At 70.7% G+C, this 26,407-nt stretch carries 25 protein-coding genes; 9 read left to right on the top strand and 16 right to left on the bottom strand.

What is annotated here, in order from left to right; translation table 11 throughout:
• Nucleotides 1-44: 44 nt before the first annotated feature.
• From N6H00_RS07695 to N6H00_RS07705, 3 genes are all read right to left on the bottom strand, one after another.
• Nucleotides 45-833 (bottom strand): alpha/beta fold hydrolase, encoded by a 789-nt coding sequence (locus tag N6H00_RS07695; RefSeq protein ID WP_268970831.1) that lies wholly within the window; start codon nucleotides 831-833, stop codon nucleotides 45-47.
• Nucleotides 834-905: 72 nt separating this feature from the next.
• The gene (locus tag N6H00_RS07700) at nucleotides 906-1,805 is read right to left on the bottom strand and encodes an aldo/keto reductase (RefSeq protein ID WP_268970832.1); all 900 of its coding nucleotides are present in this window, start codon (nucleotides 1,803-1,805) and stop codon (nucleotides 906-908) included.
• Nucleotides 1,802-2,719 (bottom strand): helix-turn-helix domain-containing protein, encoded by a 918-nt coding sequence (locus N6H00_RS07705; protein WP_268970833.1) that lies wholly within the window; start codon nucleotides 2,717-2,719, stop codon nucleotides 1,802-1,804. Before N6H00_RS07705 ends, N6H00_RS07700 begins: the two co-directional genes overlap by 4 nt.
• Nucleotides 2,720-2,939: 220 nt before the next feature.
• On the opposite strand from N6H00_RS07705, the gene N6H00_RS07710 reads away from it, so the two are divergent.
• Nucleotides 2,940-3,410: an SRPBCC family protein gene (locus tag N6H00_RS07710; protein WP_268970834.1), complete on the top strand. Its 471-nt coding sequence runs from the start codon at nucleotides 2,940-2,942 to the stop codon at nucleotides 3,408-3,410.
• 63 nt (nucleotides 3,411-3,473) lie between these two features.
• On the opposite strand, the gene N6H00_RS07715 is transcribed toward N6H00_RS07710, so the two are convergent.
• Both N6H00_RS07715 and N6H00_RS07720 read right to left on the bottom strand, forming a co-directional pair.
• Nucleotides 3,474-4,349 (bottom strand): NmrA family NAD(P)-binding protein, encoded by an 876-nt coding sequence (locus tag N6H00_RS07715; protein WP_268970835.1) that lies wholly within the window; start codon nucleotides 4,347-4,349, stop codon nucleotides 3,474-3,476.
• Nucleotides 4,346-4,771, bottom strand: coding sequence for a nuclear transport factor 2 family protein (locus tag N6H00_RS07720; protein WP_268970836.1), 426 nt, complete (start codon nucleotides 4,769-4,771; stop codon nucleotides 4,346-4,348). The genes N6H00_RS07715 and N6H00_RS07720 overlap by 4 nt, the downstream gene beginning before the upstream one ends.
• Before the next feature lie 95 nt (nucleotides 4,772-4,866).
• Between N6H00_RS07720 and N6H00_RS07725 the strand changes: the two genes are divergently transcribed.
• Nucleotides 4,867-5,475, top strand: coding sequence for a TetR/AcrR family transcriptional regulator (locus tag N6H00_RS07725; RefSeq protein ID WP_268970837.1), 609 nt, complete (start codon nucleotides 4,867-4,869; stop codon nucleotides 5,473-5,475).
• Between the two features lie 47 nt (nucleotides 5,476-5,522).
• On the opposite strand, the gene N6H00_RS07730 is transcribed toward N6H00_RS07725, so the two are convergent.
• Nucleotides 5,523-6,734 (bottom strand): globin domain-containing protein, encoded by a 1,212-nt coding sequence (locus N6H00_RS07730; protein WP_268970838.1) that lies wholly within the window; start codon nucleotides 6,732-6,734, stop codon nucleotides 5,523-5,525.
• Between the two features lie 195 nt (nucleotides 6,735-6,929).
• On the bottom strand, nucleotides 6,930-7,601 hold the full coding sequence (locus N6H00_RS07735; protein ID WP_268970839.1) for a DUF4232 domain-containing protein: 672 nt from the start codon (nucleotides 7,599-7,601) through the stop codon (nucleotides 6,930-6,932).
• Nucleotides 7,602-7,852: 251 nt separating this feature from the next.
• On the opposite strand from N6H00_RS07735, the gene rpmF reads away from it, so the two are divergent.
• Nucleotides 7,853-8,023: a 50S ribosomal protein L32 gene (rpmF, locus tag N6H00_RS07740; protein WP_268970840.1), complete on the top strand. Its 171-nt coding sequence runs from the start codon at nucleotides 7,853-7,855 to the stop codon at nucleotides 8,021-8,023.
• A 48-nt stretch (nucleotides 8,024-8,071) separates the two neighbouring features.
• On the opposite strand, the gene N6H00_RS07745 is transcribed toward rpmF, so the two are convergent.
• The 6 genes from N6H00_RS07745 to N6H00_RS07770 form a co-directional block, all read right to left on the bottom strand.
• Nucleotides 8,072-9,367 carry a haloacid dehalogenase-like hydrolase gene (locus N6H00_RS07745; RefSeq protein ID WP_268970841.1) on the bottom strand — a complete coding sequence of 432 codons (1,296 nt, stop codon included), beginning with the start codon at nucleotides 9,365-9,367 and terminating at the stop codon, nucleotides 8,072-8,074.
• A 135-nt stretch (nucleotides 9,368-9,502) separates the two neighbouring features.
• A complete protein-coding gene (locus tag N6H00_RS07750) occupies nucleotides 9,503-10,846 on the bottom strand; it encodes a DUF3500 domain-containing protein (RefSeq protein WP_268970842.1) in 1,344 nt (447 codons plus the stop codon).
• A gap of 152 nt (nucleotides 10,847-10,998) precedes the next feature.
• Nucleotides 10,999-12,492: a sensor histidine kinase gene (locus tag N6H00_RS07755; protein WP_268970843.1), complete on the bottom strand. Its 1,494-nt coding sequence runs from the start codon at nucleotides 12,490-12,492 to the stop codon at nucleotides 10,999-11,001.
• The gene (locus tag N6H00_RS07760; protein ID WP_268970844.1) at nucleotides 12,489-13,211 is read right to left on the bottom strand and encodes a response regulator transcription factor; all 723 of its coding nucleotides are present in this window, start codon (nucleotides 13,209-13,211) and stop codon (nucleotides 12,489-12,491) included. Before N6H00_RS07760 ends, N6H00_RS07755 begins: the two co-directional genes overlap by 4 nt.
• 208 nt (nucleotides 13,212-13,419) lie before the next feature.
• Complete coding sequence (locus N6H00_RS07765) at nucleotides 13,420-15,513, bottom strand: FUSC family protein (protein ID WP_268970845.1); 2,094 nt, start codon at nucleotides 15,511-15,513, stop codon at nucleotides 13,420-13,422.
• A 71-nt stretch (nucleotides 15,514-15,584) separates the two neighbouring features.
• Nucleotides 15,585-16,601 (bottom strand): LacI family DNA-binding transcriptional regulator, encoded by a 1,017-nt coding sequence (locus N6H00_RS07770; RefSeq protein WP_268970846.1) that lies wholly within the window; start codon nucleotides 16,599-16,601, stop codon nucleotides 15,585-15,587.
• A 275-nt stretch (nucleotides 16,602-16,876) separates the two neighbouring features.
• Between N6H00_RS07770 and N6H00_RS07775 the strand changes: the two genes are divergently transcribed.
• The 4 genes from N6H00_RS07775 (at nucleotide 16,877) to N6H00_RS07790 (ending at nucleotide 21,786) form a co-directional block, all read left to right on the top strand.
• On the top strand, nucleotides 16,877-18,193 hold the full coding sequence (locus N6H00_RS07775; RefSeq protein ID WP_268970847.1) for an ABC transporter substrate-binding protein: 1,317 nt from the start codon (nucleotides 16,877-16,879) through the stop codon (nucleotides 18,191-18,193).
• 89 nt (nucleotides 18,194-18,282) lie between these two features.
• Complete coding sequence (locus tag N6H00_RS07780; protein WP_443072907.1) at nucleotides 18,283-19,299, top strand: carbohydrate ABC transporter permease; 1,017 nt, start codon at nucleotides 18,283-18,285, stop codon at nucleotides 19,297-19,299.
• Nucleotides 19,300-19,315: 16 nt separating this feature from the next.
• A complete protein-coding gene (locus N6H00_RS07785) occupies nucleotides 19,316-20,245 on the top strand; it encodes a carbohydrate ABC transporter permease (protein ID WP_268970848.1) in 930 nt (309 codons plus the stop codon).
• Nucleotides 20,246-20,325: 80 nt separating this feature from the next.
• Nucleotides 20,326-21,786: a GH1 family beta-glucosidase gene (locus N6H00_RS07790; RefSeq protein ID WP_268970849.1), complete on the top strand. Its 1,461-nt coding sequence runs from the start codon at nucleotides 20,326-20,328 to the stop codon at nucleotides 21,784-21,786.
• 184 nt (nucleotides 21,787-21,970) lie between these two features.
• Here N6H00_RS07790 and N6H00_RS07795 read toward each other — a convergent pair whose 3' ends face one another.
• On the bottom strand, nucleotides 21,971-22,741 hold the full coding sequence (locus N6H00_RS07795) for an IclR family transcriptional regulator (protein WP_268970850.1): 771 nt from the start codon (nucleotides 22,739-22,741) through the stop codon (nucleotides 21,971-21,973).
• A 158-nt stretch (nucleotides 22,742-22,899) separates the two neighbouring features.
• On the opposite strand from N6H00_RS07795, the gene N6H00_RS07800 reads away from it, so the two are divergent.
• Both N6H00_RS07800 and N6H00_RS07805 read left to right on the top strand, forming a co-directional pair.
• The gene (locus N6H00_RS07800) at nucleotides 22,900-23,610 is read left to right on the top strand and encodes a CoA transferase subunit A (RefSeq protein ID WP_268970851.1); all 711 of its coding nucleotides are present in this window, start codon (nucleotides 22,900-22,902) and stop codon (nucleotides 23,608-23,610) included.
• A 30-nt stretch (nucleotides 23,611-23,640) separates the two neighbouring features.
• Entirely contained in the window at nucleotides 23,641-24,267 is a 627-nt protein-coding gene (locus N6H00_RS07805; RefSeq protein WP_268976871.1) for a 3-oxoacid CoA-transferase subunit B, read from the top strand.
• A gap of 8 nt (nucleotides 24,268-24,275) precedes the next feature.
• Here N6H00_RS07805 and N6H00_RS07810 read toward each other — a convergent pair whose 3' ends face one another.
• Complete coding sequence (locus N6H00_RS07810; RefSeq protein WP_268970852.1) at nucleotides 24,276-24,728, bottom strand: DUF6314 family protein; 453 nt, start codon at nucleotides 24,726-24,728, stop codon at nucleotides 24,276-24,278.
• 186 nt (nucleotides 24,729-24,914) lie between these two features.
• Complete coding sequence (locus tag N6H00_RS07815; protein WP_268970853.1) at nucleotides 24,915-26,381, bottom strand: aldehyde dehydrogenase family protein; 1,467 nt, start codon at nucleotides 26,379-26,381, stop codon at nucleotides 24,915-24,917.
• Between the last annotated feature and the right edge of the window lie 26 nt (nucleotides 26,382-26,407).

Here is a 26,407-nt window from a genome sequence, read left to right on the forward strand (position 1 = left end):
ACGACGGCCCGGAGCGGTGTGCACCGCTCCGGGCCGTCGTTGTTTCAGTGCGGCGTGGTGTGCTCCGGCACCCGGTGCACGAAGTCCAGGAGCAGTGCGCAGAACGCCGCCGGTTGTTCCAGGGGTGCGAGGTGGCCCGCTCCGGGCAGGGTCACCACACCCTCCGCGCCGAGCTCACCGGCCAGGTGTTCGCCGCCTTGGAAGAAGTCGGGCATGTCGTGCTCGCCGACGCCGACCAGGGCGGGGATGAGGAGTGTGCGCAACGCGGCCGGGTCCTCGCCCAGCGGGTCCGTGGCCTGGGCCGGTTCGCCATGGGCGAGCCGCGACCGCAACTGGTCGCGCAGCATGCGGGCCGCGTGTGCCCGTACCCCGGCAGGTGCGTCCGCCGCCGTCCAGGCGTCGACCCCGGCCCGCACCGCGGCCTTGATGTCACCCGCTTCCCAAGCCGCGCTCTCGCTGTCCCAGGCTCTCTGGAGGTGGGGGGAGGGCGGCTGGTCATGGGGGCGGTAGCCCACCAGGACCATGCCGGCCACCCGGTCGGGTGCGGTCACGGCCACTTGGAGCGCCACCAGCGCACCGAGCGAGTTCCCGGCCAGCACGAAGCGGTCGACTCCGAGGTGGTCGAGCGTGGCGAGCACGTCCGCCCACGGTGCCACCACGCGACCGTCGCCTACGGACGCCGCACCGTGGCCGGGCAGGTCCAGGGCGATGGCCCGGACGCCGGCCTCGGCGAGCAGCGGCAGGTGTGCCCGCCACATGGTGCGGTCCGTGGGCCGGGCGTGGAGGAGCACAACCGGCCGCCCGTGGCCTGCCTCGTCACATGGCAGCAGCATCACTCGGGTCTTTCTCTTCGGAACGAGCGAGGGACAGGGGGACGGGAGGGAGCCCGCCCCGCGGGGCGGCGGTCATGCGGCACGGGTGAGTTCGTCGAGCTCTTCGTCGCTCAGCCGCACCGTCGCCGCGGCCACGTTGTCCTCCAGGTGGGCCACCTTGGACGTGCCGGGAATGGGCAGCATGACCTCGGAGCGGGCCAGCAGCCACGCGAGCGCGACCTGGGAGGGGGTGGCGCCGTGCGCGGAGGCGATGCGGTCCAGTGGCCCGCCGGGCCGGGCGAGGTCGCCGGCGCCCACGGGGGCCCAGGGGATGAAGCCGATGCCGTGGCGGACGCAGTGGTCGAGAACGTCGGCGGACCCGCGGTCGGTGAGGTTGTAGCGGTTCTGGACGGTGGCGATGTCGGCGATGCGCCGTGCCCGCTCGATCTGGTCGACGGTCACCTGGGACAGGCCGATCGCGACGATCTTGCCTTCGTCCTGGAGCTTCTTCAACTCGCCGACCTGGTCCTCCAGCGGGACCTTCGGATCGACGCGGTGCAACTGGAACAGGTCGATGTGGTCCAGGCCGAGGCGGCGCAGGCTCATCTCGGCCTCCTGGCGCAGGTACTCCGGACGTCCGACGGGCGGCCACGCCTTGGGGCCCAGTCGCACCAGTCCCCCATCGGTTCTGATCACATCGGGGCCGTTGCGGGTGAGACCGGCCTTGGTCGCGATGAGCACATCGTCCGGATAGGGGTGGATGGCCTCCCGGATGATCTCCTCGCTGACGTACGGCCCGTAGGAGTCGGCGGTGTCGATCAGCTGGACGCCGAGGTCGACGGCGCGGCGGACCACGCGGACGCACTCCGCGCGATCGTCGGGTTCGCCCCACACTCCGAGTCCGGTGAGCCGCATGGCGCCGAAGCCCAGACGGGCGACCTTCTTGCCGGCGATCTCGAAACGGCCGGCGGCGTGGGCAAGGGATGCGGTCACGGACGGAGGTTTCCTTCCTCTGTCATGGCTTTCATGGCTTTCGTGGCTTTCATGGTGTCGTCCGCGCCGGTGTCCTCCGCGGCTTCGGCCGAAGCGGCGTTCTGCTCGGCCAGCCGGCGCAGCAGGGCCAGGCCGTCGGCGCCGGCGCTGCCGGGTGCGGCGCTGTAGACGGACAGGTGCTGTCCCGGGGCGCTGGTGACGGCCAGCGCCTCGAAGTGCAGATGGAGTTCGCCCACCCGCGGGTGGTGGAAGTGCTTGTCCTCGTGGGTGCGCGGGCGGACCTCGTAGCGGGCCCACAGGGCCGCGAACGCGGGACTGCGCACACTCAGCTCGCCGACGACGCGTTCGATCCGCTCATCACCCGGGAACTGCGACGACGACGCGCGCAGGTTGCTCACCGCGATGCGCGCCGCCTTGTCCCAGTCTCCGTAGAACTCCCGGGCGAAGGGATCAAGGAAGATCATCCGAAGCAGGTTGTCGTAGCGGGCGAAGCCGCGGTACAGCTCCCGCGCCATCGCGTTGGCGGCGAGGACGTCCTGGGCCGAGCCGACGACGAAGGCGGGCACGTCGTGCATGCCGTTCATCAGCCGCAGCAGCTCCGGGCCGACGGTCGTCGTCGGGGGCACGGACGGCCCGAGGACGGGCAGGCCGAGCCGGAAGAGGTGAGCGGCCGCGGCGTCGTCGAGCCGGAGCGCCCGAGCGATCGCCTGGAGCACCTGCTCGGAGGGGTGCCGCTCACGGCCCTGCTCGAGCCGGATGTAGTAGTCCGTGCTGACACCGGCGAGCAGCGCCACCTCGTCCCGCCGCAGACCGGGCACCCGGCGGGAGGCGTCGTCGGGGAAGCCGACGGCGCCCGGCGGGGTCATCGCACGGCGTGCCCGCAGATACTCACCGAGCTCGTTCTCGCTTTCCATGTCCGCCAGGCTAATCAGGCCACCGGGGCTCCCGAGTAGGTGTGACGCACCCTCCCACTGCCCCGGGCAGGCTCCGTAACGTCGGCGGTGTCGACGCGGCTCACCCGACCGCGGTGACGAGCCCCCCCTTGTCCTCCGAGTCCTCCTCCGAGCGCTCCGAGTCCTCCGAGTCCTCCGAGTGCTCAGAGTCCTCCGAGTCCTCCGACGGGAAAGAAGCCCGATGCCCCAGACGTTCGCCAGTGCCGTCATCCCTGCCGACGCCGACACCGTGTGGCGCACCCTCCGCGACTTCGGCGGCCTGGCCACCTGGCAACCGGCCGTCGCGCGCGGTGTCCTGCGCCCGGACGACGCGCCGGACCGTATCGGCGGTGTCCGCACCCTGCTGATGGCCGACGGCGGAACCGTGGTGGAAACCCTCGTCGCGCTCGATGACGGCGAAAGGTCCCTGACGTACGACATCGTCAGCTCCCCGTACCCGGTGCGGGGCTACCGGGCCACCATGCGGGTTCTGCCGCTCACCGCCACCGGTGAGGCGTTCGTCGGCTGGTCCGCGGTCTTCGACTGCGCGCCCTCGGACGCGGACGGGCTGGCGGAGTCCTTCCGCGATGTCATCTTCGCGACGGGACTCCGCGCGCTGGCCGAGCACCTCTCCCCCGGCCGGGCCGCGGAGGAGCCGGTCACCGCTTCGTAGCGGGTCCAGGAGTTCCCCGGAACCGCGGGCCGAGTCCGGCTCATCGTCCTGCCGGCGGCTGTTTCACCGCGGTTCGCTTTCGAGGAGCGCGCGGAAGGACCGCGCGGGCCGGCCGGTGAGGCGCTGGACGGTGTCGGTGACGCGGTCCTCCGCCCCCTCGGCGATGGCGCGGTCCAGGCCGGCCAGCATGGCCGCGAACGGCACCGGGGTATGCGCCGCGAGGCGATCGCGCAGCTGCTCGTAGGACAGCCGGCGGTGGACCACGGGCCGGCCGGTGACCTCGGTGAGGATCGTGGCGATGTCGTCGTAGCCGAGCGTCTCCGGTCCGGTGAGGACGAGATCGGTGTTGGGGGCGTGTTCGGCGGTCAGAGCGGCCACGGCGACGGCGGCGATGTCCTCGGCGTCGACGAAGCCGACCCGGCCGCTCCCGGTGGCGGTCCAGATGGTGCCGTCCTCACGGATGCTCTGAGCGTGCGCGTGCGTGCCGGTGAAGTTCTGCATGAACCACGAGGGCCGCAGCACGGCCCACTGCTCGAACAGACCGGGCAGGGCCTGGTGCACCACTCCGACCGCCGGGCCGCCCTCGGGGATGGCCGAGGAGCTCAGGAGCACCGCGCGGTGTGTTCCGGCGGCGCGGGCCCGCTGGAGGAACGGCAGCATGACCCGCGCCGGCTCGGAGTCGCCCAGGGGCGGTACGAGGTAGACGCGATCGACTCCGTCGAGCGCGGCGGCGTGGGTGGCGGGGTCGTACCAGTCGAAGGCCACCGGCTCGGCGCCCGCGACCGGGGTGGCACGCCGGCCGGCGGCCCTGACGCGGTGGCCGGCGGCCGTCAGCCGCGCGGCGGTGCGGCTGCCGGTGGTACCGGTGGCCCCGATGACCAAGGTGGTGCCGGTGGCGGCTGGGGTGCCGGTGGTGGACGCGGTGCCGTCGGTGGTCATCGGCTGCTCCTGGTGAAGTCGGCGCCGGGTTCGAGGACGGCGAGGGGGTTCCAGTAGTCGCGGTAGGAGGTGACGCGCCCGTCTCGCACGGTGACGACGGCGATGTAGGTCATGTCGAAGGGGCTGTCGGTCCGCACCAGGCGGCCGACGCCGCGCATCTCGACCACGATGGTCTGCGGATCGGTGGTCTGGTGGATCCGCAGGGCGGGAAACTCACGCAGATCGATGTGGTCGGGGTAGTGGCGCATATAGGCGGCGATGGCCTCCTTGCCCGCCAACCGCTCGGGCCAGCCGTCGGGGGCGAAGGGGAACTCCATGACGCCGTCCTCGGCCCACAGGCCGACCCAGCCGTCGATGTCCTTGTCCAGCAGCAGCCGCAGGCTGTGGCGGAAGAGATCCGCCGGGGACGTCGGTGCGGACATGGGTGTCCTCCATTCCTCTCATCTCATAGAATCCGGACCCGGGGTCCGCTTTGACGATACGGACCCGCGGTCCGGTTCGCAAATGGAGGAGCAGCATGCCCGAGCGCCAGTCCCGCAAGGACGCCGTCCGCAACCGGGAGGCCGTGCTCGCGGCCGCCGACGCCCTCTTCACCCGCCGCGAGAGTCCCGAGGACGTCACCATGGCCGAGGTCGCGGCAGCGGCGGGCGTCGGCAAGGGCACGCTCTTCCGGGCCTTCGGCGATCGCGCCGGGCTGCTGCGCGCGCTGTACGAGGCCCGGCTCGCACCGCTCAGGGAGGCCGTCGAAACCGGCCCACCGCCCCTGGGGCCCGCCACCCCGCCACGGCAGCGCGTGCCCGCCCTGCTGGACGCCGTCCTGTGCTTCAAACTCGACAACCGCCGCCTCGCCCTGGCCCTGGAGGAAAGCGGGAGCGGCAGCCCGTACCAGGCGGAGCACTACGAGCGGTGGCACGGCCTGCTCCGCGCCGTACTGGAGCAGATCCCCGGCCTGACCGACGGCGATTTCACCGCCCACGCCCTGCTCGCCGCCACCCGAGCGGATCTCGTCGAGCACCTGGCCGGGCGGGAGCGCGCGCCACGGGAGAGGATGCGGGCGCAACTGGCGGACTTCACCGCCAAAGTCCTGGGCTCCGGCCCACGGCAAGAAGTGCCCGCCGAGGACTGACCGGGCCCGGAGCGAGCCGTGAGGAGCCCGGTGGTGGAAAACCGGGTTCAGGCCAGGTCCGCTTGCCACAGATCGGGGCCGAAGACCTCGTACTGGATGTCGTGCGGGGCGACTCCTGAGTCGATCAGCCGGCTGCGGACGGCCTGCATGAAGGGCAGCGGGCCGCACAGGTAGTAGAGGGCGTCGCCGGGGATGTCGACGGCGGTCGGGTCCATCAGACCCTCGAAGACTGCGTCCACCGGTTCGAGGCTGGACGCGCCCTTCTCGTACCACAGGAACATCCGTGCGTTGCGCAGCGCCAGGACGTCATTGACCACCTGCCGCCGCAGCGGGAAGGACGCCTCGTCGGTGTCGGCGTGGAGCACGGTGATCAACAGCCCGGACTCGGCGGCGACCAGGTGCGACAGCATCCCCGCCATGGGGGACACGCCGATGCCCGCGCTGGCGAACACCACCGGCCGCCCCGCGTCGTCGAGCACCACGTCGCCGTAGGGAAGCGACAGGGTCAGGACATCGCCCACCTCGATGTGGTCGTGCAGCAGCGCCGACATCTCGCCGTCGGGGTCGCCGCCCTCGCCGCGCACCCGTTTCACCGAGAACTGGCGGTGCTCGCCGTCGTCGGCACGGGTCAGGCTGTACTGGCGGGGCTGGAGGGTGCCGTCGGGCATCCGCATCCGGACGGTGACGTACTGGCCCGGCAGTGAGGCCTTCACCAGGCGGTCGTCGATCCGCTTGACCACGAAGGTGACCACCTCGTCGGTCTCCTTGATCTTCCGCTCCACCCGCCAGTCCCGCCACACCGTCTCCGGGCGGACGCCACGGGCGCTGTAGAGGCCGCGTTCCTGGTTGATCAGGGCGTTGGCCATGAGCCAGTAGACCTCGTCCCAGGCCGCGGCGGTCTCCGGTGTGACGGCGTCCCCGAGCACGTCGCCGATCGCCCACATCAGGTGGTCATGGACGACCTGGTACTGGTCCGGACGGATACCGAGCGAGGCGTGTTTGTGCGCGATCCGCCGCAGCAACTGCTCCGGCACCCGCTCCGGCGTCTCCACCAGGGTGGTGGCGAACGCGGCCACCGAACCGGCCAGCGCCTGCTGCTGCCGGCCGTGCGCCTGGTTGCCGCGGTTGAAGACACCGTCCAGGAGCTCAGGGTGCTCGGCGAAGAGGTGCCGGTAGAACCGCTGGGCGATCTCGCCGATACGGTCGGCCACTACCGGCAGCGTTGCGGTGACGACCGGGCGCGACTTGTCTGACAGCACGTTTCTGCCCTCCGGGAGCTCCCCCCTTCGGTCCGCTCCCAGTACCCGTCGCGTCCCGTCCGACGCCGCCGACGCCGATATCCGGCCCCGCCCCGCCCCGTCCTGCCGCGCACACCCCGTGGGGCCGAGCACCTGACGGCGAAGGGATTCCCGCACCCCGTGCGGGGGCGGGAATCTCTTCCGTGTCCTCGGACGTCAGTGTCCGGCGTTGACCGGGCCGATGAAGGTGCCCGGGTGGGTGGCGGCCGACTGGTCCAGCAGCGCGCCGCCGTAGGGCCAGTCCAGCACGAGGTTCCGGCGCTCGTTCGGCGGGGTGATGACCACCTGGTTCGGCGCGAACTTCCGGTCGTCGTCGCGGGTCGACGCCAGGAATGTGATGTCGAAGGCGACCTGCTCGCCGGGGCCGACCGTCACGGGCTTGGGCTTCTCGTTGTCCCGCCGCAGGTCCCAGGTCTCGCCGTGCTCGGTCTGGAGCTGGACGCCCGGGAAGCCGACCATGGAGCAGTCGGCCGAGCCGGTGTTCTTCAGCATCACCAGGACGGTCTGCTGCCCGTCGTTGTTCATGTCCGGGCCGACCTCGGACGCCCACGAGGCGTCCAGCTGGTCGGTGGTGCAGCGGCTCGCCGACAAGGCGGTGTCGGCCGCGATGCCCACCTTGGTACCGACCTCGGCACCGGAGCTGCCGGAGGTACCCCCGGAACCGCCCGAGTTGCTGGTCGAGGCGACCGCGGACGAGCTCCCCTTGGCGTCGTTCCCGGAGTCGCCACTCCCGCAGGCGGTGAGCGAGAGCGCGGCGGCAGCGGCGATCAGCGATGCGGCGGCGACGGTACGGGTACGGGTACGGCGGAGAGCGGTCTTGCGCGACATGGAATCCCCCCAGGGGTGGTCGAAGTGTGTCCGGGACACGGCGCGCTTTCCGTCCTGCGTTCCGCGTCCTGGAAACAACTCTGTCCGCCGCCGCTGGCGAACCCCTAACACCCGGCTAACACGTCGCTGGCGCGCTTACCGGCCTGGTGGGTGCCGACCATGGCCCGGCGCCACACCCACATGGAAACGGTACCCATTTTCATATACGTGTGCGAGACACCACCGACCACACGTGAAAGGGCCCATGCGCCATGGCCGTCCCCAAGCGGAAGATGTCCCGGAGCAACACCCGCCACCGCCGCGCACAGTGGCGGGCGAGCGCACCGGAGCTGGTGACGATCACCATCGACGGCCGCGAACACCGCGTACCACGCCGCCTCGTCCCCGCCTACCGGCGCGGTCTGCTGCGCCCCGAGGACTGACATCCACGCGCACGGTGGTCAGCGCCTCCGGTCCGCTCCCCCGTGGGCTCAGCCTGCGTGGACCGTGTCCGTCTGGTCCGGGATGACACTGCCGTCCTGCCGCCGCACCGGACCCGGCGTGCCGTCGGGGTTCGTGTAGCCGGTGGTGGAGCAGGGGTAGACGGCTTCCTTGCGTGGCAGCGGCTCGATGAACATGGGGTTGATCAGCCAGGTGCCGTTCGCGTTGTCGTAGGCCCGGCACATGATCTCGTTCTTGTTCCGGTTGAGGACCAGGCCCGCGCCGGTGGCGTCGCCGACCATCGTCACATCGGTGTCGGCGTCGCCCGCCCCGATCACCAGGCGCTTCTCAGGGGCCTGCCGCTTCCAGGCGGCAGGCCCCGTGACATCGAAGGCCTTCTCGTTGAGCCAGCAGCGCTTGCCCTCGATGTACGGCATGACCGCGCCCTTGCTGTCGGGTTCGCCACCGCACCCCTCCTGGGTGTAGGTGATCCGCCCCTGACGGTCCAGCAGGTTGCGGATGGCGAGGACGTGTTCGCGGTCGACGCCGACGGCAGGTGCCCAGGCGTTGGTGACCGGTGTGCTGCCGGCGGAATCCACCCACACCTCGAAGCCCGCCTTCTTCAGGACCCGGATCAGATCCTTGATCTGCGGGTTGTAGCGAGCGTAGGCGTGCAGGGTGTGGCTGCCGACCCGCTGTGTGGCGCCGATGGGCGCGGCCAGCGCCTCGGCCCGGGACTTCCGCGCGTAGGAGGTGACCTCGGCTTCGGTGTGGCCCGCGAACAGCTGGGGCACCCAGGCGTACTGGGGAAGTGTCCGGCGGCTGTTCCACGTGCCCGCGAAGGCCTTGTGGCCGTTCATCAAGGTGGCCTCGCTGCGGATGGAGAAGATCTCGTCCGTGCAGGCGGTGTTGGTGGACGTCGGCAGTGGCGCGCCGACGGGCACGTCCGTGCCACATGCCTCGGTCAGGGTCCGGTCGGCTTCCTCGGTCAGCCAGGGACTGGTGTCGGACCAGTGCGCCGGTCGCAGGATCTTGTCGTGCTCGAGAGCCCAGGCGATGGCGAGGTCGGTGATGTCGTTCTTGGTGACGGTGTTGTCCCAGTCGAAGGCGGCGACCGGCCGTTCCCCGTCGCGCAGGTGCGGGTTACCGCACGTGCCGTGCTCGTCGATCACTCGCTGAAGCTGCTCCCTGTTGTCCCCGTACCACGCGAGCGAGGTGGACAGGCGGGGGCAGTGCGCCCGTCCTGCGACGGTCTCCGCCGCGTAGGTCGGGCTCACTGGGACCAGGGACGTCAGGGCGACGACCGACGCCAGCCCGAGGACGGCACCCAGGGAAGCAGTGCGCATGCGGCGGCTCTCCTTCGTTCGAGGACGGTGCGGACGGTAGACCGCCTCGCACCGTACCCCGGCCTGGGCAGCTCCCGGTAACGACGCGGGCCGCCCCCTCACATGGGCGTGCGGAGGGCGGCCCGCGGAGGGTTTTCAGCGGTGGTGAGGCGAGGTCAGATAGTGCTGGCGGATGAGTTCCTTGCCGTAGTCGTTGCCGTTGGGGGTACGGATGACGGAGTGCACATGCTTCTGGGTGGGGGCACCGCCCTGGCTCGCGCCGTACGCGCCGGCCAGGGGGCCGGGTGACTGGCAGTCCACCTCGACCCATACGACGGGACTGTGCACGCGGACGTAGAAGGCGTCGGCGTCGCCGGTTCCGCCGGCCCAGGTGACGTACGTGTCGTCCAGGTGTCCCCGCACCTCCGCCATCCTCACCTTGGCGGCATCGGCCTTGGCCCGCCCCACGAAGGCCTCGACGATACCGAGCAGCTTCTTCCGCTGCGCGCCGGTGAGCCCGTTGCCGCGCAGACCCGTGTACTCCTGGACCGCGTTGTCGGAGAAGGCCCCCGCCCTCATCGACTCGTTCGACTTGGTCGAGGACTCGATCGCGACCGCCCGCTGCGCCTCGGTCAGCGAGTTGATGAACGCGAGACTGGCCACGACCTCCTCGTGGCACACGGCCACCGTCTCGCCGTCGATCTCCATCGAGGTGGGCTCCGAGCCCCAGAAGCAGGGGCTCATCACGACCTGGTCGCCGAGCACGAAGTAATTGATGACCAAGTGGTGACCGTCGAACTGGAAGCCCCAGGGCTCGGTGTCCGAGGGAGTGCCCAGCACGGTCCAGTAGTAGGCGTCCTCGTTGAACCGGTCGGTGCTGTCGATGGCCTCGCCCGCGGCCTGGTTGATACGGCGGATCTTCTCCGTCGTCTCCAGGCCGTCGGCGCTCAGCGCCGCCTCCAGCAGGGCCGTGCCCAGGTCCTTCTGCGTGTCGGTCAGGTCGGCGAGGGAAACGCCTTGACGTTCGTACCCGTCGACATTGCTCCACAGCCGCCACTCCGTGGAGTGGACGGTGAACTGGGTCGCGGACCTCTGGTCGTCGGTCAGGCCGGCCAGGAAGGCTTGCGCGGCGGCGAGGACGGGGGCGGTGGCGACGCCGGTGGAGTGGATGGTGAAGAGGTCGTCGATCCGCTTGCCGTCAGTGGTCAGGCCGAAGAAGTCCTCGGTGATCGACTGGTTGCCGGGTCCTCCCGTACCGCCGCCCGGGGGCCCGGTGGGGGCTTCGCTCGGGGTGGGGCTCGCCGTGGCGTCGGCCGTGCCGGTGGTGTCGTCGGCCAGCGCCGTCCAGGCACTGGCGCCGCCCATCGTCGCGACGGCCGTGGCGCCGGACGCGAAGAAGACCTTGCGCAGGAAGTTGCGGCGGCTCGCGTCGGCGCGGTGAGCGGCCTCGGCCACGTGTCGCGGTTTCTCCCCGGACTCACCGGTGTCGAGCTCGGACATGGTCGCCCGCTCCCTTCGTGAGGTGGCACGTCCCTGGTGGACCGGCCATCGGGGGTACACCTTGACGGACGTAACTGAGGCTGAGCTGAGGACGGTTCGCGACCGGCCACCGGAAGAGGACTCCGTTCACCGGCTTGGGTTCACCGTTCCGTTCACCGGCTTGGGTTCACCCGCTTCCGTTCCAACCGAGCACCGTCGCCGGAGCGGTGGAGCGTCACCGTGAACTCCGTGTGTCCCGGCTCGCTTCGGACGCCGATGTCACCGCCGTGCGCCTGAGTGATCGCCGCGGCGATGGCCAGGCCCAGGCCCGAGCCACCGCCCTGGCCGGCCGACCGGGAGCGGGAGGTGTCGGCGCGGGTGAAACGATCGAAGACGGAGGGAAGGAGGTCGGGCGGGATGCCGGGGCCGTCGTCCCGTACCCGGATCACACGGCGTGCGCACGTCGCCTCCACGGCGACGGCGACCCTGGTGCCGGGCGGGGTGTGTACCCGGGCGTTGGCCAGCAGGTTGGCGACCACTTGGTGGAGCCTGTCCGGGTCGCCGGTCACCGAGGCCGGTTCGTCGAGGTGGAGTGCGAGTTGCCAGTCGTGGCCGGTCCCGGCGGCCCTCGCGTCCCACACCGCCTCGGCGACCAGTGTCGCGAGGTTGACCTCCGTGGCCCGTAGCGGCCGTCCCTCGTCGAGGCGGGCGAGCAGCAGCAGATCCTCCACGAGCCCGGTCATGCGGGCGGACTGCGCCGACACGCGGCGCCACGCCCGAGCCGGTTCGATCTTCGTGCCGCCCTGGTTCATGAGCTCGGCGTATCCGGCGATGGACGCCAGCGGTGTGCGCAGTTCGTGGCTGGCGTCGGCGAGGAAGCGGCGCATGCGGTCCTCGCTGCGCTGCCGTTCGGCCAGCGAGGACTCGACCCGGTCGATCAGGTGGTTGAGCGCGGCGCCCACCTGTCCGGCTTCGGTACGGATGTCGGTGTCCCCGGCGGGGACCCGGGTGAGCCCCGTGACCTCGCCACGGTCCAGCGGTGCCCGCGCGACCTCGGCGGCGGTGTCGGCCACCCGGCCGAGCGGCCGCAGCTGGCGGCGTATGACCACCGCGCAGGCGGCACCCGCGGCGGCGAGCCCGACAGAGGCGATCACGGCCTCGGTCGCGACCACGTCGCTCAGCGTGTCCTGGACGGCGTCCGTGGGGAGCCCGGCCAGCACCGGAGGACCATCGCCGCGGGCGGCGGTGATCCGGTAGGTGCCGAGGCCGGGGATGGTACGGGTGTGGAGCGTACCGTCCGAGGTGATCCCGTGCAGAGCCGCGCGCTGGGCGGCGGTGAGGGGCTGATGGCGGCCGTTCGAGGTCACCACCTCGGCGGCGGTGACCTCGCCGTCGACGAGCCGGGCGGCGACGGTGCCGATGGGCTGGCCGCGCTCGTTGAGGAAACCGAGGTCCGTCGGATCTCCCGCGCGCCGTTGCAGACCGCCCTGACTGCGCTCGGCCGCGTCCCGCACCCGCTGGTCCAACTCGGCGTACAGATGGGAGCGTTGGACGAACACGGTGGCGAGCGCCATCGCCACGCACACCACCGCCAAGGTCACGGTGGTGAACAACACCAGCCTGGCCCGGAGCGTCCGCGCGCCCAGGCCCGGACTCCGGACCCTCATCTCCCCTGGCTCGCGGCCCTGATGACGTATCCGGCACCACGCACCGTGTGGATCATCGGAGCGCGCCCCTTGTCGATCTTGCCACGCAGGCTGTAGACGTAGACCTCGACCAGGTTGCCCTCGCTCTCGAACGAGCTGCTCCACACGTGGTTGAGGATCTGCGCCTTACTGAGCACCTGACGCGGGTGGCTCATCAGGAAACACAGCAGGTCGAACTCCTTGGCGGTGAGCGCGATGGACTCCCCGCCGCGCCGCACCTGCCGGGTCTTCTCGGCCAGCACCAGATCGCCGAGCACCCGCACGGACTCGCCCTCGGCCGTCTCGGCTCCGGTGCGGCGCAGCAGTCCCCGCAGCCGCAGCATGACCTCCTCCACGGAGAACGGCTTGGTCACGTAGTCGTCCGCGCCCGCCGACAGCCCGTCGAGGCGGTGCTCCAGCGCGTCGCGGGCGGTGAGCATCAGCACGGGCAGCTTCGCGTTCTCGTACCGCAGCGTTCGCAGCACCCGCAGGCCGTCGAGGTCGGGCAGCATCCAGTCCAGGACGACGGCGTGGGGGGCGCAGCCGCGCGCGAGCGCCAGCGCGCTGTGCCCATCCCGCGCGAGGAACGGCTGCCAGCCCGCCTCGACGGCCGCCCACGACAGCAGCTCGGCCAGTTCGGGCTCATCGTCCACGATCAGTACTCGGACCGCACCTTCGCGGGTCCCGCAGGCAGCAGACATGCCCCGACTCTGCCGCGACACCCTGTGATTCGTCTGTGGCCCGCCTGGGTCCGGGCCATGCTCGGTGGCCGGTCAGGCGTCTCGCAGGCCAGTCCAGGCGTCCCGGAGGCCGGTCAGGCCTCTCGGAAGCCGGTCCAGGCGTCCCGGTGGCCGGTCAGGCGTCCCGTAGGCCCGTCCAGACGTCTGGTGGCCAGGCGTCCCGGGCGCGTCAGGCCGCGCGGCCCATCGCCACCCGCTCCAGGCGCTCCACCGAGGTCACCGTCTGGAGGCACGCGGTCAGCGCACGGCTGCGGGCGTGCGAGATGCCGTCGGGGGCCGTCGGGTCGGTGAGCTGGGCGAGGCGGCCGTCGCTCGCGACGCGGTCGAAGGCCTCGCGCAGGTCGCCGGTGCGCAGCGGGGCGTCGAGGGCGAGATCCTCGGCGAGCCGGTCGAGATGGTCCCGGGCCTCGGCCGCGAACAGCGCCGTCTCCGGCACGGCGTCCGACCGGGTGCGTGGCAGGTTGCCGTACACGAGGGCGGCGGCGCGGCCCACGTCGAAGACGGCGGACTGGATGGCCGCCAGCTCGGTGGCGCTCCAGCGGGCGCGGTGGCTGCGCGGCTCGTGGGCGAGGCTGCCGATGGCGGCCTCGAGCCGTTCGCGGGTCTGCCGGGCGCGGTCGCGCAGGGTGCCGAGCCCGGCGGGGTCCACGGCACCGACCCGGGCGTACCCCTCCAGCAGGGCGCCGAACAGGTCGCGCTGTGCCTCGACCCAGCGGGCGAGCAGCTCGGGCAGCCGGTTGTGGTGGTACGTCGGCAGGACCAGGAAGATCACCATGCCCACCAGCGCGCCCACCACCGTGTCGGCGGCCCGGCCCCAGGCGGCCTCCGCGGCCGGGTACAGGCCGATGCCGCCGATGAGGAAGACGATCCAGGCGGTGATGAAGATGTTCAGCACCCACTGGCCCATGAGCAGGACGTAGAAGGCCAGCAGGGCGAGCACGGTGGCGGCGACGACCATCGCGTCGTGATTCCAGACGTCCGGCAGCAGCAGCACCCAGGCCGCGACGCCACCGATGACGGAACCGGCGGACCGGCCCCAGCCGCGGGTGAGGGTGTGCCCGTAGTCGGGGAAGAGGACCAGGATCGTGGTGAGCGCGGCCCAGAAGCCGTGGGAGGGCAGGCCGTGTCCGCCGAAGTCGCCGATCCAGCGGCCGATCGCCTCGCCGGCGGCGGCGCCCACGGCCAGCCGGATGGAGTTCATGAACAGCGGGGCGCCGGGGCGCAACTCCGCGGCCAGCCGCTGCCGGCCGAAGCGGGCCGCGCCGGCGGGGAAGCCGACGAGGTGGTGTTCGCCCATCTCGAACTCACCGGGCCGATCGGAGCGGCGCAGCGTGTAGCGGGCGATGTCGAGGGCCTCGGCAAGCCGCGGAAGCACCAGGTCCGCTTCCGCTCCCCGCCAGTGTTCCAGCTCCCGCGCGGGGGAGCCGAAGGCGGTGTCCAGGTCGGTGGCGCGACCGCTGCGGACGGCCGCCGCGACGGCGTTCAGCGTCGCGGCCACGGCCGTGCGCGGCACGTCCGTGGCGTGCGCGGTCATCTTCAGGGCCCGGCGGACCTCCTCGGCGGCGCCGTACAGGGCGAAGAGCGGGCCCGCGGGGCGCCGGGCGAAGGCCGGCAGCACGCCGAGCGCGGTGCGGGCGAGGGTGAACGGCGTCGACGGCAGCCGGCCCGCCGAGCCCGCGGCGGCGTACCCGGCGAGGGCGCCGTAGAGCGCCGCGAGGGTGCGGCGCTGGTTGTGGTGGCGCGGACCGTACGGCGGGAGGAACTGGGCGACGACGACCATGCCGGCGCCGACCGCGATCCAGCGGGCCATGATCAGGCCCTGGTCGATGCCGGGCGAGAGGTCGGCGGTGATCATCGCGCCGATCACCACCAGGCAGGCGCGGATTCCGGGGACCACGCCGAACGCGCGCCACAGGCCGGCGACGTACGCGCCGACGAACAGGACGGGGAGGACCCACCAGCCCAGCTCGTGCAGGTACACACCCGCGAACACCGCGGCGGTGAAGGCGGCACCGCTGATCAGACTGATGGAGAAGCGGTTGCGGGTGGCGGGGAGGATCGTGCAGATGCCGCAGATGAAGGTGCCCACCATCATCATGGCCCACGCCATGCGGTCGTCGATGGCCCAGCCGATGACCGAGCCCGCGACCAGGGCGACGGTGGCCCGCGCCAGGGCCCGGGGTTCACACCACCTGCGTTCGACTCGCGTCGCCGCCGCCAGGGTGTGGGCGACGGACGACCACCACATCGTACCTGCGTGCATATTTGTATGTTACATCTAAGTCTTTCCCTCACGGGCGGCGGGTGCCCGCCCACGTTCATTCGACGCATGGATCAGGAGGAGTCGCGGACGACCAGCGTGGTGGGCAGGACCACGTGCCGGCGCGGCGTATCGGGGTCGGAGATCTCCTGGATCAGGATCCGGGCGATCGTCCTGCCGATCTCCTCCACCGGCTGGCGCACGCTCGTCAGGGACGGGGTGGTGTGCCGGGCGATGATCGAGTCGTCGAAGCCGACCACCGCCACGTCCTCCGGGACCCGCCGCCCCTGTCCGCGCAGCTCGACCAGGGCGCCCGCGGCCATCACATCGGAGGCGACGAACACGGCGTCGAGGTCGGGAACGCGTCGCAGCAGCTCGCGCATGGCCCGCCGGCCGCTCTCCTCGGTGAAATCCGCTCTGGCCACCAGCGCCTCCTCGGGCTCCCGGCGCGCCTCCCGCAGCGCGTTCCGCCAGCCCTCCAGCCTGCTGCGGCCGACCTCCATGTCCAGCGGCCCGGTGATCGTCGCCACCTTCCTCCGGCCGCGCGCCAGCAGATGCCGCACGGCTTCCTCGGCACCGCCCAGATTGTCCGAACGCACATGGCTCAGCGGTTCGGCGGGAGACCGCCGCCCGGCCAGCACCGTGGGAAGGCCGAATTCCTCCAGCAGTCCGGGGATCGGATCGTCCTGGTGCACGGAGACCAGGAGTACGCCGTCGACCCGCCGCTCGGCGACCGACTCGGTGAGCTGGTCCAGTTCCCCCTTGTCGCGCACCAGGACGAGCTGGAGCTGCGTCCTGGTGTCGGCGAGACCGGTGCTCACGCCACGGATGACGGCGGAGAAGTAGGGCTCGGAGTCCAGCTTGCTCTGCGCTTCGGGGATGACCAGCGCGATGGAGTTGGTCCTGCTGGTGACCAGGCCGCGCGCCACGGAGTTCGGGACGTAGTTGAGTTCGGCGATCGCGGCTTCCACCGCCGCTCGGGCCTTGTCGCTGACCAGCGGTGATCCATTGATCACCCGAGAGACCGTGGTGCGTCCGACCCCGGCCCGCGCGGCCACGGTCTTGATGGTCGGCCGCTGGCCGGCGTCCATGACCCCTCCTTCCGGGCGCCGCTCCCCTGGCGCTCACCAGCGCATTGTGCCAGAGCGTCACACCGGCCGACGGCCGGGAAGTGAAGACATGACATCTGGCCGCAACGAACTGGATTCAAGTCCTTGACACAGCTGCCCTCCCGCCGCCACTCTTCCCTGGACTTACTGGGAACGTACCCATCTCGATTGGGATCGTTCCCAATCGCGGATGTCGCCATGAACCGTCCCAGTGGTCCGTGCTCCGGTGCGCCGGTGCCGTCGGTCAGGAGGAAGAAATGGGTGGGTCCCGCAAGTTTTTACGTACAAGAAGTGCGGCTGTCGTCTCGGCCGCACTCGCCCTCGGACTGGTCGCCGGCTGCGGTGGCGGCGGTGACTCGGGCACGGGAGGCGGACGGTCCAAGGACGGCAAGGTCACCATCACCATGGGCCTGTACGGGGTCATGGGCTTCAAGGAGACCGATCTCCTCGACCGGTACATGAAGGAGAACCCCGACGTCACCGTCAAGGCGGAGGTGGCCGGCGATGAGCAGACGTACTACACCGCCCTCCAGACACACCTCGCGGCGGGCAGCGGGCTCAAGGACATCCAGGGCATAGAGATCGGCCGGGCCAAGGAACTCGTCGACACCCAGGCGGACCAGTTCGTCGACATGTCGGACGTGCCGGGCACGGATCACTTCCTGCCGTGGAAGCTCAACCAGGTCACCACCCCCAAGGGCAAGGTCATCGGTCTCGGTACGGATATCGGCCCGATGGCCGTCTGCTACCGCAAGGATCTCTTCGAGCAGGCTGGCCTGCCCACCGACCGCGAGGAGGTGGGCAAGCTCTGGGAAGGCGGCTGGTCCGAGTTCGTCGACGTGGGCAAGGAGTTCGCGGCCCACTCCAAGGACGACGAGGTCGCCTACATCGACAGTGCCAGCGGGCTGTTCAACGCGATGGTCTACGGCGCCTCGAAGCAGTACTACGACGAGCAGGGCGATCTGATCTACCAGGACAACCCCGTGGTCAAGGAAGCCTGGACCACGGCCTCGGAGGCCGCCACCTCGGGCCTGACCGCGAAACTGCGGCAGTTCCAGCCCGGTTGGGACCCCGGACTGGCCAACGGAACCTTCGCCGCCACCGTCTGCCCCGCCTGGATGCTCGCCCACATCAGCGAGAAGTCCGGAGCCGCCAACAAGGGCAAATGGGATGTCGCCAAGGCGCCCAAGGGCGCCAACTGGGGCGGCTCCTTCCTCGGCGTCATGGAGAAGAGCCCGGTCAAGGAGGAGGCCAAGAAGCTCGTGGCCTGGCTCACCGCGCCGGAGCAGCAGGCATACCTGTTCAAGAAGCTCGGTAACTTCCCCTCCTCCGAGAAGGCGTTGACGTCCCCCGCCGTGGCGGACGCGAAGTCCGAGTACTTCAGTGACGCACCGATCGGGAAGATCTTCGGCACCGCTGCCCAGGAGATCCCCGACAAGCAGGTGCTGGGCCGGAAGGACGGCACGATCAAGGACATCTTCTCCCAGGGGCTGACCCTGATCGAGTCGCAGAACCAGAGTCCGGACAAGGCGTGGGCCACCACGGTCAAGCGGATCGAGAAGGCCACCGGCTGACCGTACGCCCTTCCAGGGGTCCGGCGGCCGTCACCGCGGCGGCCGCCGGACCCCGACCCCTCGCCCATGTCTCGAAAGGAGGCTGGAAGGTGGCCACTTCCGCTTCGGTACCGCACGCCGACGGCACCCGGGGAATTCCGGGTGGCGCCACGCAGACGCCCGGCGCCGGCGGTGACGCGGACCGCCCCAGGCAGGGCCGGCGCAACCTCCTGCACCGCCTGGACATCAAGGGTGCGCCCTACGCCTTCATCGCCCCGTTCTTCATCGTCTTCGCGGCGTTCGGTTTCTATCCGCTGCTGTACACGTTCTGGATCTCGCTGCACCACGTGGAACTGGCCTCCATGAACGTCATGGAGTGGCGCGGCTTCGGCAACTACACCGAACTCTGGCAGGACGACCGGTTCTGGAACGGGCTGTCCAACACCTTCACCATCGGTGTGCTGTCCACCGTCCCCCAGCTGTTGATGGCCCTGGGCCTGGCCCATCTGCTCAACTACCGGCTGCGCGGCTCGACGTTCTTCCGGGTCGCCGCCCTGACACCGTACGCCACCTCGGTGGGTGCCGCCGCCCTGGTGTTCACCATGCTGTTCGAGCGCGACTTCGGCCTGATCAACTGGATGCTGAGCCTGGTCGGCGTCGACAACATCGACTGGGAGAACAACAAGTGGGCCGCCCAGACCGCGATCTCCGTGATCGTCATCTGGCGCTGGACCGGCTACAACGCCCTGCTCTACCTGGCGGCCATGCAGGCCGTGCCGCGCGACCGGTACGAGGCCGCGGCCCTTGACGGCGCCTCACGGTGGCAGCAGTTCACCAAGGTCACCATCCCCGGCATCCGGTCCACGATCCTCTTCACCATCGTGCTGTCCACCATCGGCGCGACCCAGTTGTTCGGCGAGCCGCTGATCTTCGGCCAGGGGCCGAACGGCGTCACCGGCGGTGCGGACAACCAGTATCAGACGCTCGGCCTGCTGCTGTACGAAGAGGGCTGGAAGAACTACCAGATGGGGCGGGCGGCGACCGTCGCCTGGGCGATGTTCCTGCTGCTGATCCTCATCTTCGCCGCCCAGCGGGTCCTTAAGCGCTTCACCTCCCGCACGTCATGACCAGGAGCAGCCAGCCATGACCACCGAAAGCCTCCGGCCCCGGGCGGGCGCGCGCGCAAGGACCCCCCGGGACACGCCGACACCGTCCAGGCGACGGTTCCGCCTTTCCCTGCGTCCCAAAGCGGGGCGCCAGCACCACGCCGGTCCGGTCGCCTACGTCCTGCTCGGCCTGGCCACGGTGTTCTCCCTCTTCCCGCTCTACTTCACGCTGGTGGCGGCGTCGAGCGACAACACCCGTGTCACCCAGAGCCCGCCACCGTTCCTGCCCGGACCGCATCTCTTCGACAACCTCGGCAAGGCCTGGCGGGACGCGGCGCTGGGCAAGGCCATGATGAACAGTCTCATCGTGGCGGGCGTCATCGGCCTGTCCACCGTGCTCTTCGCCACGCTGGCCGGGTTCGCCCTCGCCAAACTGCGTTTCAAGGGACGCAATATCGCGCTGATGCTGGTCATCGGCACCATGTTGGTGCCACCGCAGCTCGGTGTGGTGCCGCTCTTCATGATGATGACGGAACTGGGGTGGGGTCAGCAGCTGCCCGCCGTCATCTTCCCGACGCTGGTCAGCGCGGTCGGAGTGTTCTTCATGCGGCAGTACCTCTCCGAGGCGCTGCCGGATGAACTCATCGAGGCGGGCCGGGTGGACGGCGCGCATTCGCTCCGCATCTTCTGGAGCATCGTGCTGCCGATCGCCCGTCCGGCGATGGCCGTCCTGTTCATGATCACCTTCGTACACGCCTGGAACGACTTCTTCTGGCCGTTCATCGTGCTGGACATGGGCAACCCGACCGTCCCGGTCGCGCTGACCCAGCTCAGCGCGGGCTATGTGCGCGACCAGTCGCTCATCATGGCCGGCGCGCTGCTCGGCACCCTGCCGCTGCTGGCGATGTTCATCGTCTTCGGCCGCCAGATAGTCGGCGGCATCATGCAGGGCGCCGTCAAGGGCTGAGCGCCACCCGTTCCGTCCGGCGCCTGAGTCGCGCCCTGTGCCTTTCGCCCACCGACCACCCGCTCACCGGAAGGACCCCCATGGCCGCCGCGATTCTCAAGCAAACGCCCGCCCGGACGACGTCCGCCGACCGTACCTTCCCGCCCGGATTCCTGTGGGGTGCGGCGACCGCCGCCTATCAGATCGAGGGCGCCGCCGCCCTCGACGGTCGCACCCCCTCCATCTGGGACACCTACTGCCGCACTCCGGGCAAGGTGCACAACGGCGACACCGGTGACATCGCCACCGACCACTACCACCGCTGGCGCGAGGACGTCGGCATCATGACGGACCTCGGCCTCGGCGCCTACCGCTTCTCCGTGTCCTGGTCCCGCGTACAGCCGACCGGCCGCGGCCCCGCGGTCCAGAAGGGCCTGGACTTCTACCGCCGGCTCACCGACGAGCTGCTCGAGGCGGACATCAAGCCCGTGGTGACCCTCTACCACTGGGACCTGCCGCAGGAGATCGAGGACGCGGGGGGCTGGCCAGAGCGGGCCACCGCCGACCGCTTCGCCGAGTACGCGGCGCTGGTCGCCGACGCGCTGGGCGACCGGGTCGAGAGCTGGACCACGCTCAACGAGCCCTGGTGCAGCGCCTTCCTCGGCTATGGCTCGGGGGTCCACGCCCCGGGGCGTACGGACCAGGTCGCGGCGCTGCGCGCCGCACACCACCTCAACCTCGCCCACGGCAAAGCCGTCCAGGCGCTGCGCGCCCATCTGCCCGCCCGTGCCCAGATGTCCATCACGCTCAACTTCCACCATGTGCGGCCGCTCACCAGCGGCCCGGAGGACGCCGACGCGGCACGCCGCATCGACGCGCTGGCCAATCGGGTCTTCACCGGTCCCCTGGTGAACGGCGCTTACCCGGCCGACCTCTTCCAGGACACCGCACACCTCACCGACTGGTCCTTCGTCCGCGACGGTGACACCTCCACCATCCACCAACCGCTGGACTTCCTGGGCGTCAACTACTACACGCCCACCCTGGTGTCCGTCTCCCAGGGTGCGGACACGCGCCGCTCGGACGGCCACCGGCCCAGCCCGCACAGCCCCTGGCCCGGAAGCGACGACGTCGCCTTCCACCTGCCGCCGGGCGAGACCACGGCCATGGGCTGGGCCATCGACCCGAGCGGCCTCCACGACCTCCTGCTGCGGCTGACGAACGACTTCCCCGGCCTGCCACTGGTGATCACCGAGAACGGTGCGGCGTTCCACGACTACGTCAACCCGGCGGGCGAGGTCCACGACCCCGAGCGCATCGCCTATCTGTCCGGCCACCTGACGGCCGTGCACCAGGCCATCGAGGCAGGCGCCGACGTACGCGGCTACTTCCTGTGGTCGCTCCTGGACAACTTCGAATGGGGCTACGGCTACAGCAAGCGTTTCGGCGCGGTCTACGTCGACTATCCCACCGGTACCCGTATCCCCAAGTCCAGCGCGCGCTGGTACGCGCGGGTGGCACGCACCGGGACCCTGCCGGAGGGGTCCGGGCAGCAGCCCTGACCGGCACGGGCGCGCCACCCGCTGCACGCGTCGCTGTCAGTCCCCTCTGCGACCATCAGGGTCGTTCCGGCACCGCGCGATGGGGCCGGCAGGCCGCTACCGGTGGCGCCCAGTGTGCCCTCCTCAGCGCGGAGCGTCCGGCGTCGTCGCCGGTCGCTCCGCTGCTGTGCACGGCAGTGCCCGGTCATCTCCCGGTGGTGAGAGTGCGGCTGAGCGCGTGTGCCTCGCGCAACAGGAGTGCGCCGAGTTCGGGTCTCCGCTCGGGGCGGAATCTGGTCTCCACCCCGGTCAGCGTCAGCGCCCAGGCGGGCAGCCCGGCGCGGTCGAACACGGCCGCCGCCATGCCCCAGCTGCCCTCCACGACGAGTCCGGGGTTCACGGCGTAACCGTTGGTGCGGGTGCGCGCGATCCGATCGCGCACCGCGTCCGGTGCGTGTGCCCGGCCCCAACGGCTGACCAGGTCCGTCCGTTCCAGATACGCGTCGATCTCGGCATCGTCGAGGAACGAGAGCACCACCAGGCCCGCTGACACGACACCGAGCGGGAACCGGGCGCCCTCGTACAGCACGAAGGAGCGGATGGGGAAGTCCCCGTCCTCGCGCAGCAGACACACCGTCTCATCACCCCGCCGCGCGGAGAAGAACGCGCTCTCCCCCGTCGCGGCCGCGAGCCGGTGCACGCTCGCACGCGCGTGATGGGTGACGTCGTAGCGCCTGCCGGCCGCCCCGCCGAGCAGGTAGAGCTCGGGGCCGAGGAACCAGCGGCCGCTGCGCCGATCGCGGTCGACGAACCCTTCCTCGGCCAGCGAGACGAGCAGTCGGTGCACGGTCGGTCGCGGCAGGCTCGTCGCCTTCGCCAGCTCGGTGGTGCCCGCACCGGCCTCGTTGACCGTCGACAGCGCACGCAGGACCGCGCCGACTCTGCCGACGATGTGGGCTGCCGGGGTCGTGTCCATGGCCTCAGCATACGTCCACTGAGTGAACGCCATGGCCGACCTACGATCACCGGCCGATCGGTTTCTCTGCCAGCTACCCGGTTCTCTTGCGTAGTGCCGTGCCGCGCGTCGAGTCTGTGCGCTCAGTGAATGAACGGCTGCGGCGAGAGGTGGATGAGTTGCCCAAGCTCTGCGCGAACGCGGAAGCGGCTTTGGCCGGTGTGCTGACCGACGGGATGACGATCGCCGTCGGCGGGTTCGGTCTCTGCGGCATCCCGAACGATCTCATCGAGGTGGTGCGGGACAGCGGTGTCACCGGGCTGACGATCGTGTCCAACAACATGGGCGTCGATGGCAGGGGCCTCGGCCTGCTGTTGGAGAACCGCCAGGTGACCAAGGTGATCGCGTCCTACGTGGGCGAGAACAAGCTGTTCGCCCAGCAGTACCTGGACAAGGTTCTCGATGTGGAGTTCTCCCCGCAAGGCACCCTCGCCGAGCGCATGCGGGCCGGCGGGGCCGGGATCGCGGCCTTCTACACCAGGTCCGGCGTGGGCACACCCGTCGCCGAGGGCAAGCCGCACGCCGAGTTCGACGGACATCTCCACGTCCAGGAGCGGGCGATCGTCGCCGACCTCGCGCTCGTACACGCGCATACCGCCGACCGGGCGGGCAACCTCACCTACCGTGCCACCGCACGCAACTTCAACCCCCTCGTCGCCACGTGCGGCCGGGTGACCGTCGTCGAGACCGAACACCTCGCCGAGGAGTTCATCGACCCGGAAGCGATGGTCACGCCCGGCATCTACGTCGACCGGCTGGCGGTCGCCCGTGAGCGGGTCAAGGACATCGAGAAGCGCACGGTCCGCCCCCGCGTGACCGTCGGAGCCTAGGAGCAACCCGTGCCCCGGACACGTGACGAGATGGCGGCGGTCGCGGCCGCCGAACTCAACGACGGCGACTACGTCAACCTGGGGATCGGCATCCCGACCCTCGTGGCCAACCACATCCCCGACGGCCTGCGGGTGACCCTGCAGAGTGAGAACGGCATCCTCGGCCTCGGCCCGTTCCCCTGGGAGGGCGAGGAGGACGCCGACGTCATCAACGCGGGCAAGCAGACGGTCACGGTCAACCCCGGTGCGAGCTACTTCGACTCGGCGACGTCCTTCGGCATGATCCGGGGCGGCCACATCGACATCGCCGTCCTGGGCGCCCTCCAGGTGTCCGCAGGCGGCGACCTGGCGAACTGGACCATCCCCGGAGCACTCGTGAAGGGCATGGGCGGCGCGATGGACCTGGTGGTCGGCGCCCGCCGGATCGTGGTGCTCACCGACCACGTCGCCAAGGACGGCAGCCCGAAGATCGTCGACGGCTGCACCCTGCCGCTGACCGGCGCCGGCGTGGTCGACCGCATCATCACCGATCTCGCCACCATCGATGTGACTCCGGACGGCCTGCGGCTGGTGGCGCTCGCCCCGGGCGTCACCGAGGAGGAGGTGCGGGCCAGGACCGGCGCCCGGCTGGAGGTGCCCGCCGCGGCGCTGGGCTGAGCAGCCGGTCAGCGACGGGCGCGGCGATAGACCGAGGTGAGGAGCTGGTTCTTGGCGGGGCCATGGACGGCCCAGCGCAGGTGCCACTCGTCCGGCGAGAGCACGGTGAACGTGCCTTCGTAGCGGTCAGCGGCACACTGGTGCACGGCCGTCCAGTGGCCGCGGCGCAGATCCAGCAGGTGGAACGGGCGGCCGTCGGAGAAGGACACCTCCGCGGTGCCGTCCGGGAGCGGCAGCATCAGCAGGGTCCGGCCGGCGTCCCGCACCGCACCGCCCCACTCCATGACGCCTTCCTCCGCGTGCACCCACCCGTCGTCCCCGTCCTCGACGCGGAACTCCGCCCGTCCCGTGAAGCTGCCGGTGTGCCGGCCGTCGTGCAACTCACGCCGCACGCTCCAGCCACCCGCGAGGTAGGCGAGTGCGTCGGGTACGGCGTGGACGGTGGGGTTGGACGATGACATGGCCACAGTCTCTCACCACACGGCGATGGCTCCGGGGGGTGGCGCCCGTCAGCCCTGGGTGGTGGCGACGGTGTACGCGCCCGGATATACGCAAGAAGAGAATCGAATGAAGCAAATTCTGAGCATGACGTCGGCGGAACGGGCATCGCCAGGCCGCATCGCCACGCGCGGCGAACCGCCGCCACGTCATGCCTTCGCGCGAACGCTCCGTCCGCCCGCCACCGGGTAGTGCAGAGCCTGGAGTTCGCAGAACGCGTCGATCCCCTCCGCTCCGCACTCCCGCCCGATGCCGGATTCCTTGAACCCGCCGAAGGGCGCCGCGGGGTTGAACGGGGCACCGTTGATCTCGAGTTGGCCGGCCCGCACCCGCCGGGCGACCGCGGTCGCCCGCTCGTCGCTGCTCGACCACACCGAGCCGTGCAGTCCGTAGCGCGTGGAGTTCGCCAGGCGGACCGCGTCGTCGTCGCCGTCATGGGTCATGATCGAGACGACCGGCCCGAAGATCTCCTCCTGGGCCAGGTCCATGTCCATGGTCACGTCGCTGAACACCGTCGGTGCGAAGTACAGGCCGTCCATATCCCGCGGCGGAAGCACCGCGCGAGCGCCTTGAGCCACTCCGCGCGCACAGGCGCGCGCGACCCGCGCCTTGGCGTCCGCGCTGATCAGCGGCCCCAGGTCGGTGTCGGGCGCGGCGGGGTCGCCGACGACGTACGTGGCGGTGATCGTCCGGGCGAGTTCCTCCGCCTCGCGGACCAGCCGCCGCGGCACGATCAGCCGGCTCCACTGGAGACAGGCCTGGCCGCTGTTGAACAAGGCCTGACCGACGGATGCCGCGACCGCCTGGGCCAGGTCCGCGTCGTCGAGAACCAGGGAAGCGCTTTTGCCGCCGAGTTCCAGATGCACACGGGTGAGGTTCGCCGCGGCCGCGGCCGACACCGAACGGCCCGCGCGCACCGAGCCGGTGAACGAGACCAGGTCGGTGAGGGGCGACGAGGCCAGTGCCGATCCCACGTTCGGCCCGTCGCCGAACACGATGTTGAGCACGCCGGGCGGCAGTTCGCAGCGCTCGGCCAGGCGCGCGAGGTGCGCCGCGTGCAGGGGGGTCAGCTCGCTGGGCTTGAGGACGACCGTGCACCCGGCGAGCAGGGCCGGCACGACCTTTTGCAGGGTGAGGATCAGCGGCACGTTCCACGGGATGATCGCGGCGACCACTCCGGCCGGCACCCGCCGGATGACGGAATTGCCGCGCCGCTCCTCGTCCAGCCGGGATACCGCGTCGACGGACGCCCGCGCGATGTCGATCGCGAGTCCCACCTGGACGTTGCGGCTCAGCGCGATGGGTGTGCCGACCTCACGGGAGATCAGCGCGCTGAGGATCTCGGCGTCGGCCTCGATCAGCCGGAGCCAGTTCCGCACCGCTTCGAGGCGGTCCTCGCGTGGTGTCCCGCTCCAGCCGGGCAGCGCGGCGGCGGCGCTCGCGAGAGCGGCCTCCGCGTCGGCCGCCGTGCCGCGCGGAACGCCGCCGAGGACACTCCCGTCGGCCGGATTGCTCACAGGGTCGATGTCCGGGCTCTTCGGCGCGGTCCAGGCACCACCGATCCAGTGTGCGCGGTGGTCCGACGAGGAACCGGTGATGGACGATATGAGCGGCATGGGCCGTCCCCTCCTTGACGTTTCGC

It is taken from the genome of Streptomyces sp. S465, assembly GCF_026898115.1.
GTDB lineage: Bacteria > Actinomycetota > Actinomycetes > Streptomycetales > Streptomycetaceae > Streptomyces > Streptomyces luomodiensis.

Bases quoted from the DNA above. Each gene is read 5' to 3' on its own strand.
- N6H00_RS07710 (WP_268970834.1), top strand. From the start codon at position 2,940: ATGCCCCAGACGTTCGCCAGTGCCGTCATCCCTGCCGACGCCGACACC.
- N6H00_RS07750 (WP_268970842.1), bottom strand. From the start codon at position 10,846: ATGTCCGAGCTCGACACCGGTGAGTCCGGGGAGAAACCGCGACACGTG.
- N6H00_RS07815 (WP_268970853.1), bottom strand. From the start codon at position 26,381: ATGCCGCTCATATCGTCCATCACCGGTTCCTCGTCGGACCACCGCGCA.
- N6H00_RS07810 (WP_268970852.1), bottom strand. From the start codon at position 24,728: ATGTCATCGTCCAACCCCACCGTCCACGCCGTACCCGACGCACTCGCC.
- N6H00_RS07735 (WP_268970839.1), bottom strand. From the start codon at position 7,601: ATGTCGCGCAAGACCGCTCTCCGCCGTACCCGTACCCGTACCGTCGCC.
- N6H00_RS07790 (WP_268970849.1), top strand. From the start codon at position 20,326: ATGGCCGCCGCGATTCTCAAGCAAACGCCCGCCCGGACGACGTCCGCC.
- N6H00_RS07705 (WP_268970833.1), bottom strand. From the start codon at position 2,719: ATGGAAAGCGAGAACGAGCTCGGTGAGTATCTGCGGGCACGCCGTGCG.
- N6H00_RS07770 (WP_268970846.1), bottom strand. From the start codon at position 16,601: ATGGACGCCGGCCAGCGGCCGACCATCAAGACCGTGGCCGCGCGGGCC.
- N6H00_RS07805 (WP_268976871.1), top strand. From the start codon at position 23,641: ATGGCGGCGGTCGCGGCCGCCGAACTCAACGACGGCGACTACGTCAAC.
- N6H00_RS07755 (WP_268970843.1), bottom strand. From the start codon at position 12,492: ATGAGGGTCCGGAGTCCGGGCCTGGGCGCGCGGACGCTCCGGGCCAGG.
- N6H00_RS07725 (WP_268970837.1), top strand. From the start codon at position 4,867: ATGCCCGAGCGCCAGTCCCGCAAGGACGCCGTCCGCAACCGGGAGGCC.
- N6H00_RS07760 (WP_268970844.1), bottom strand. From the start codon at position 13,211: ATGTCTGCTGCCTGCGGGACCCGCGAAGGTGCGGTCCGAGTACTGATC.
- N6H00_RS07695 (WP_268970831.1), bottom strand. From the start codon at position 833: ATGCTGCTGCCATGTGACGAGGCAGGCCACGGGCGGCCGGTTGTGCTC.
- N6H00_RS07765 (WP_268970845.1), bottom strand. From the start codon at position 15,513: ATGCACGCAGGTACGATGTGGTGGTCGTCCGTCGCCCACACCCTGGCG.
- N6H00_RS07775 (WP_268970847.1), top strand. From the start codon at position 16,877: ATGGGTGGGTCCCGCAAGTTTTTACGTACAAGAAGTGCGGCTGTCGTC.
- rpmF (WP_268970840.1), top strand. From the start codon at position 7,853: ATGGCCGTCCCCAAGCGGAAGATGTCCCGGAGCAACACCCGCCACCGC.
- N6H00_RS07745 (WP_268970841.1), bottom strand. From the start codon at position 9,367: ATGCGCACTGCTTCCCTGGGTGCCGTCCTCGGGCTGGCGTCGGTCGTC.
- N6H00_RS07720 (WP_268970836.1), bottom strand. From the start codon at position 4,771: ATGTCCGCACCGACGTCCCCGGCGGATCTCTTCCGCCACAGCCTGCGG.
- N6H00_RS07715 (WP_268970835.1), bottom strand. From the start codon at position 4,349: ATGACCACCGACGGCACCGCGTCCACCACCGGCACCCCAGCCGCCACC.
- N6H00_RS07795 (WP_268970850.1), bottom strand. From the start codon at position 22,741: ATGGACACGACCCCGGCAGCCCACATCGTCGGCAGAGTCGGCGCGGTC.
- N6H00_RS07785 (WP_268970848.1), top strand. From the start codon at position 19,316: ATGACCACCGAAAGCCTCCGGCCCCGGGCGGGCGCGCGCGCAAGGACC.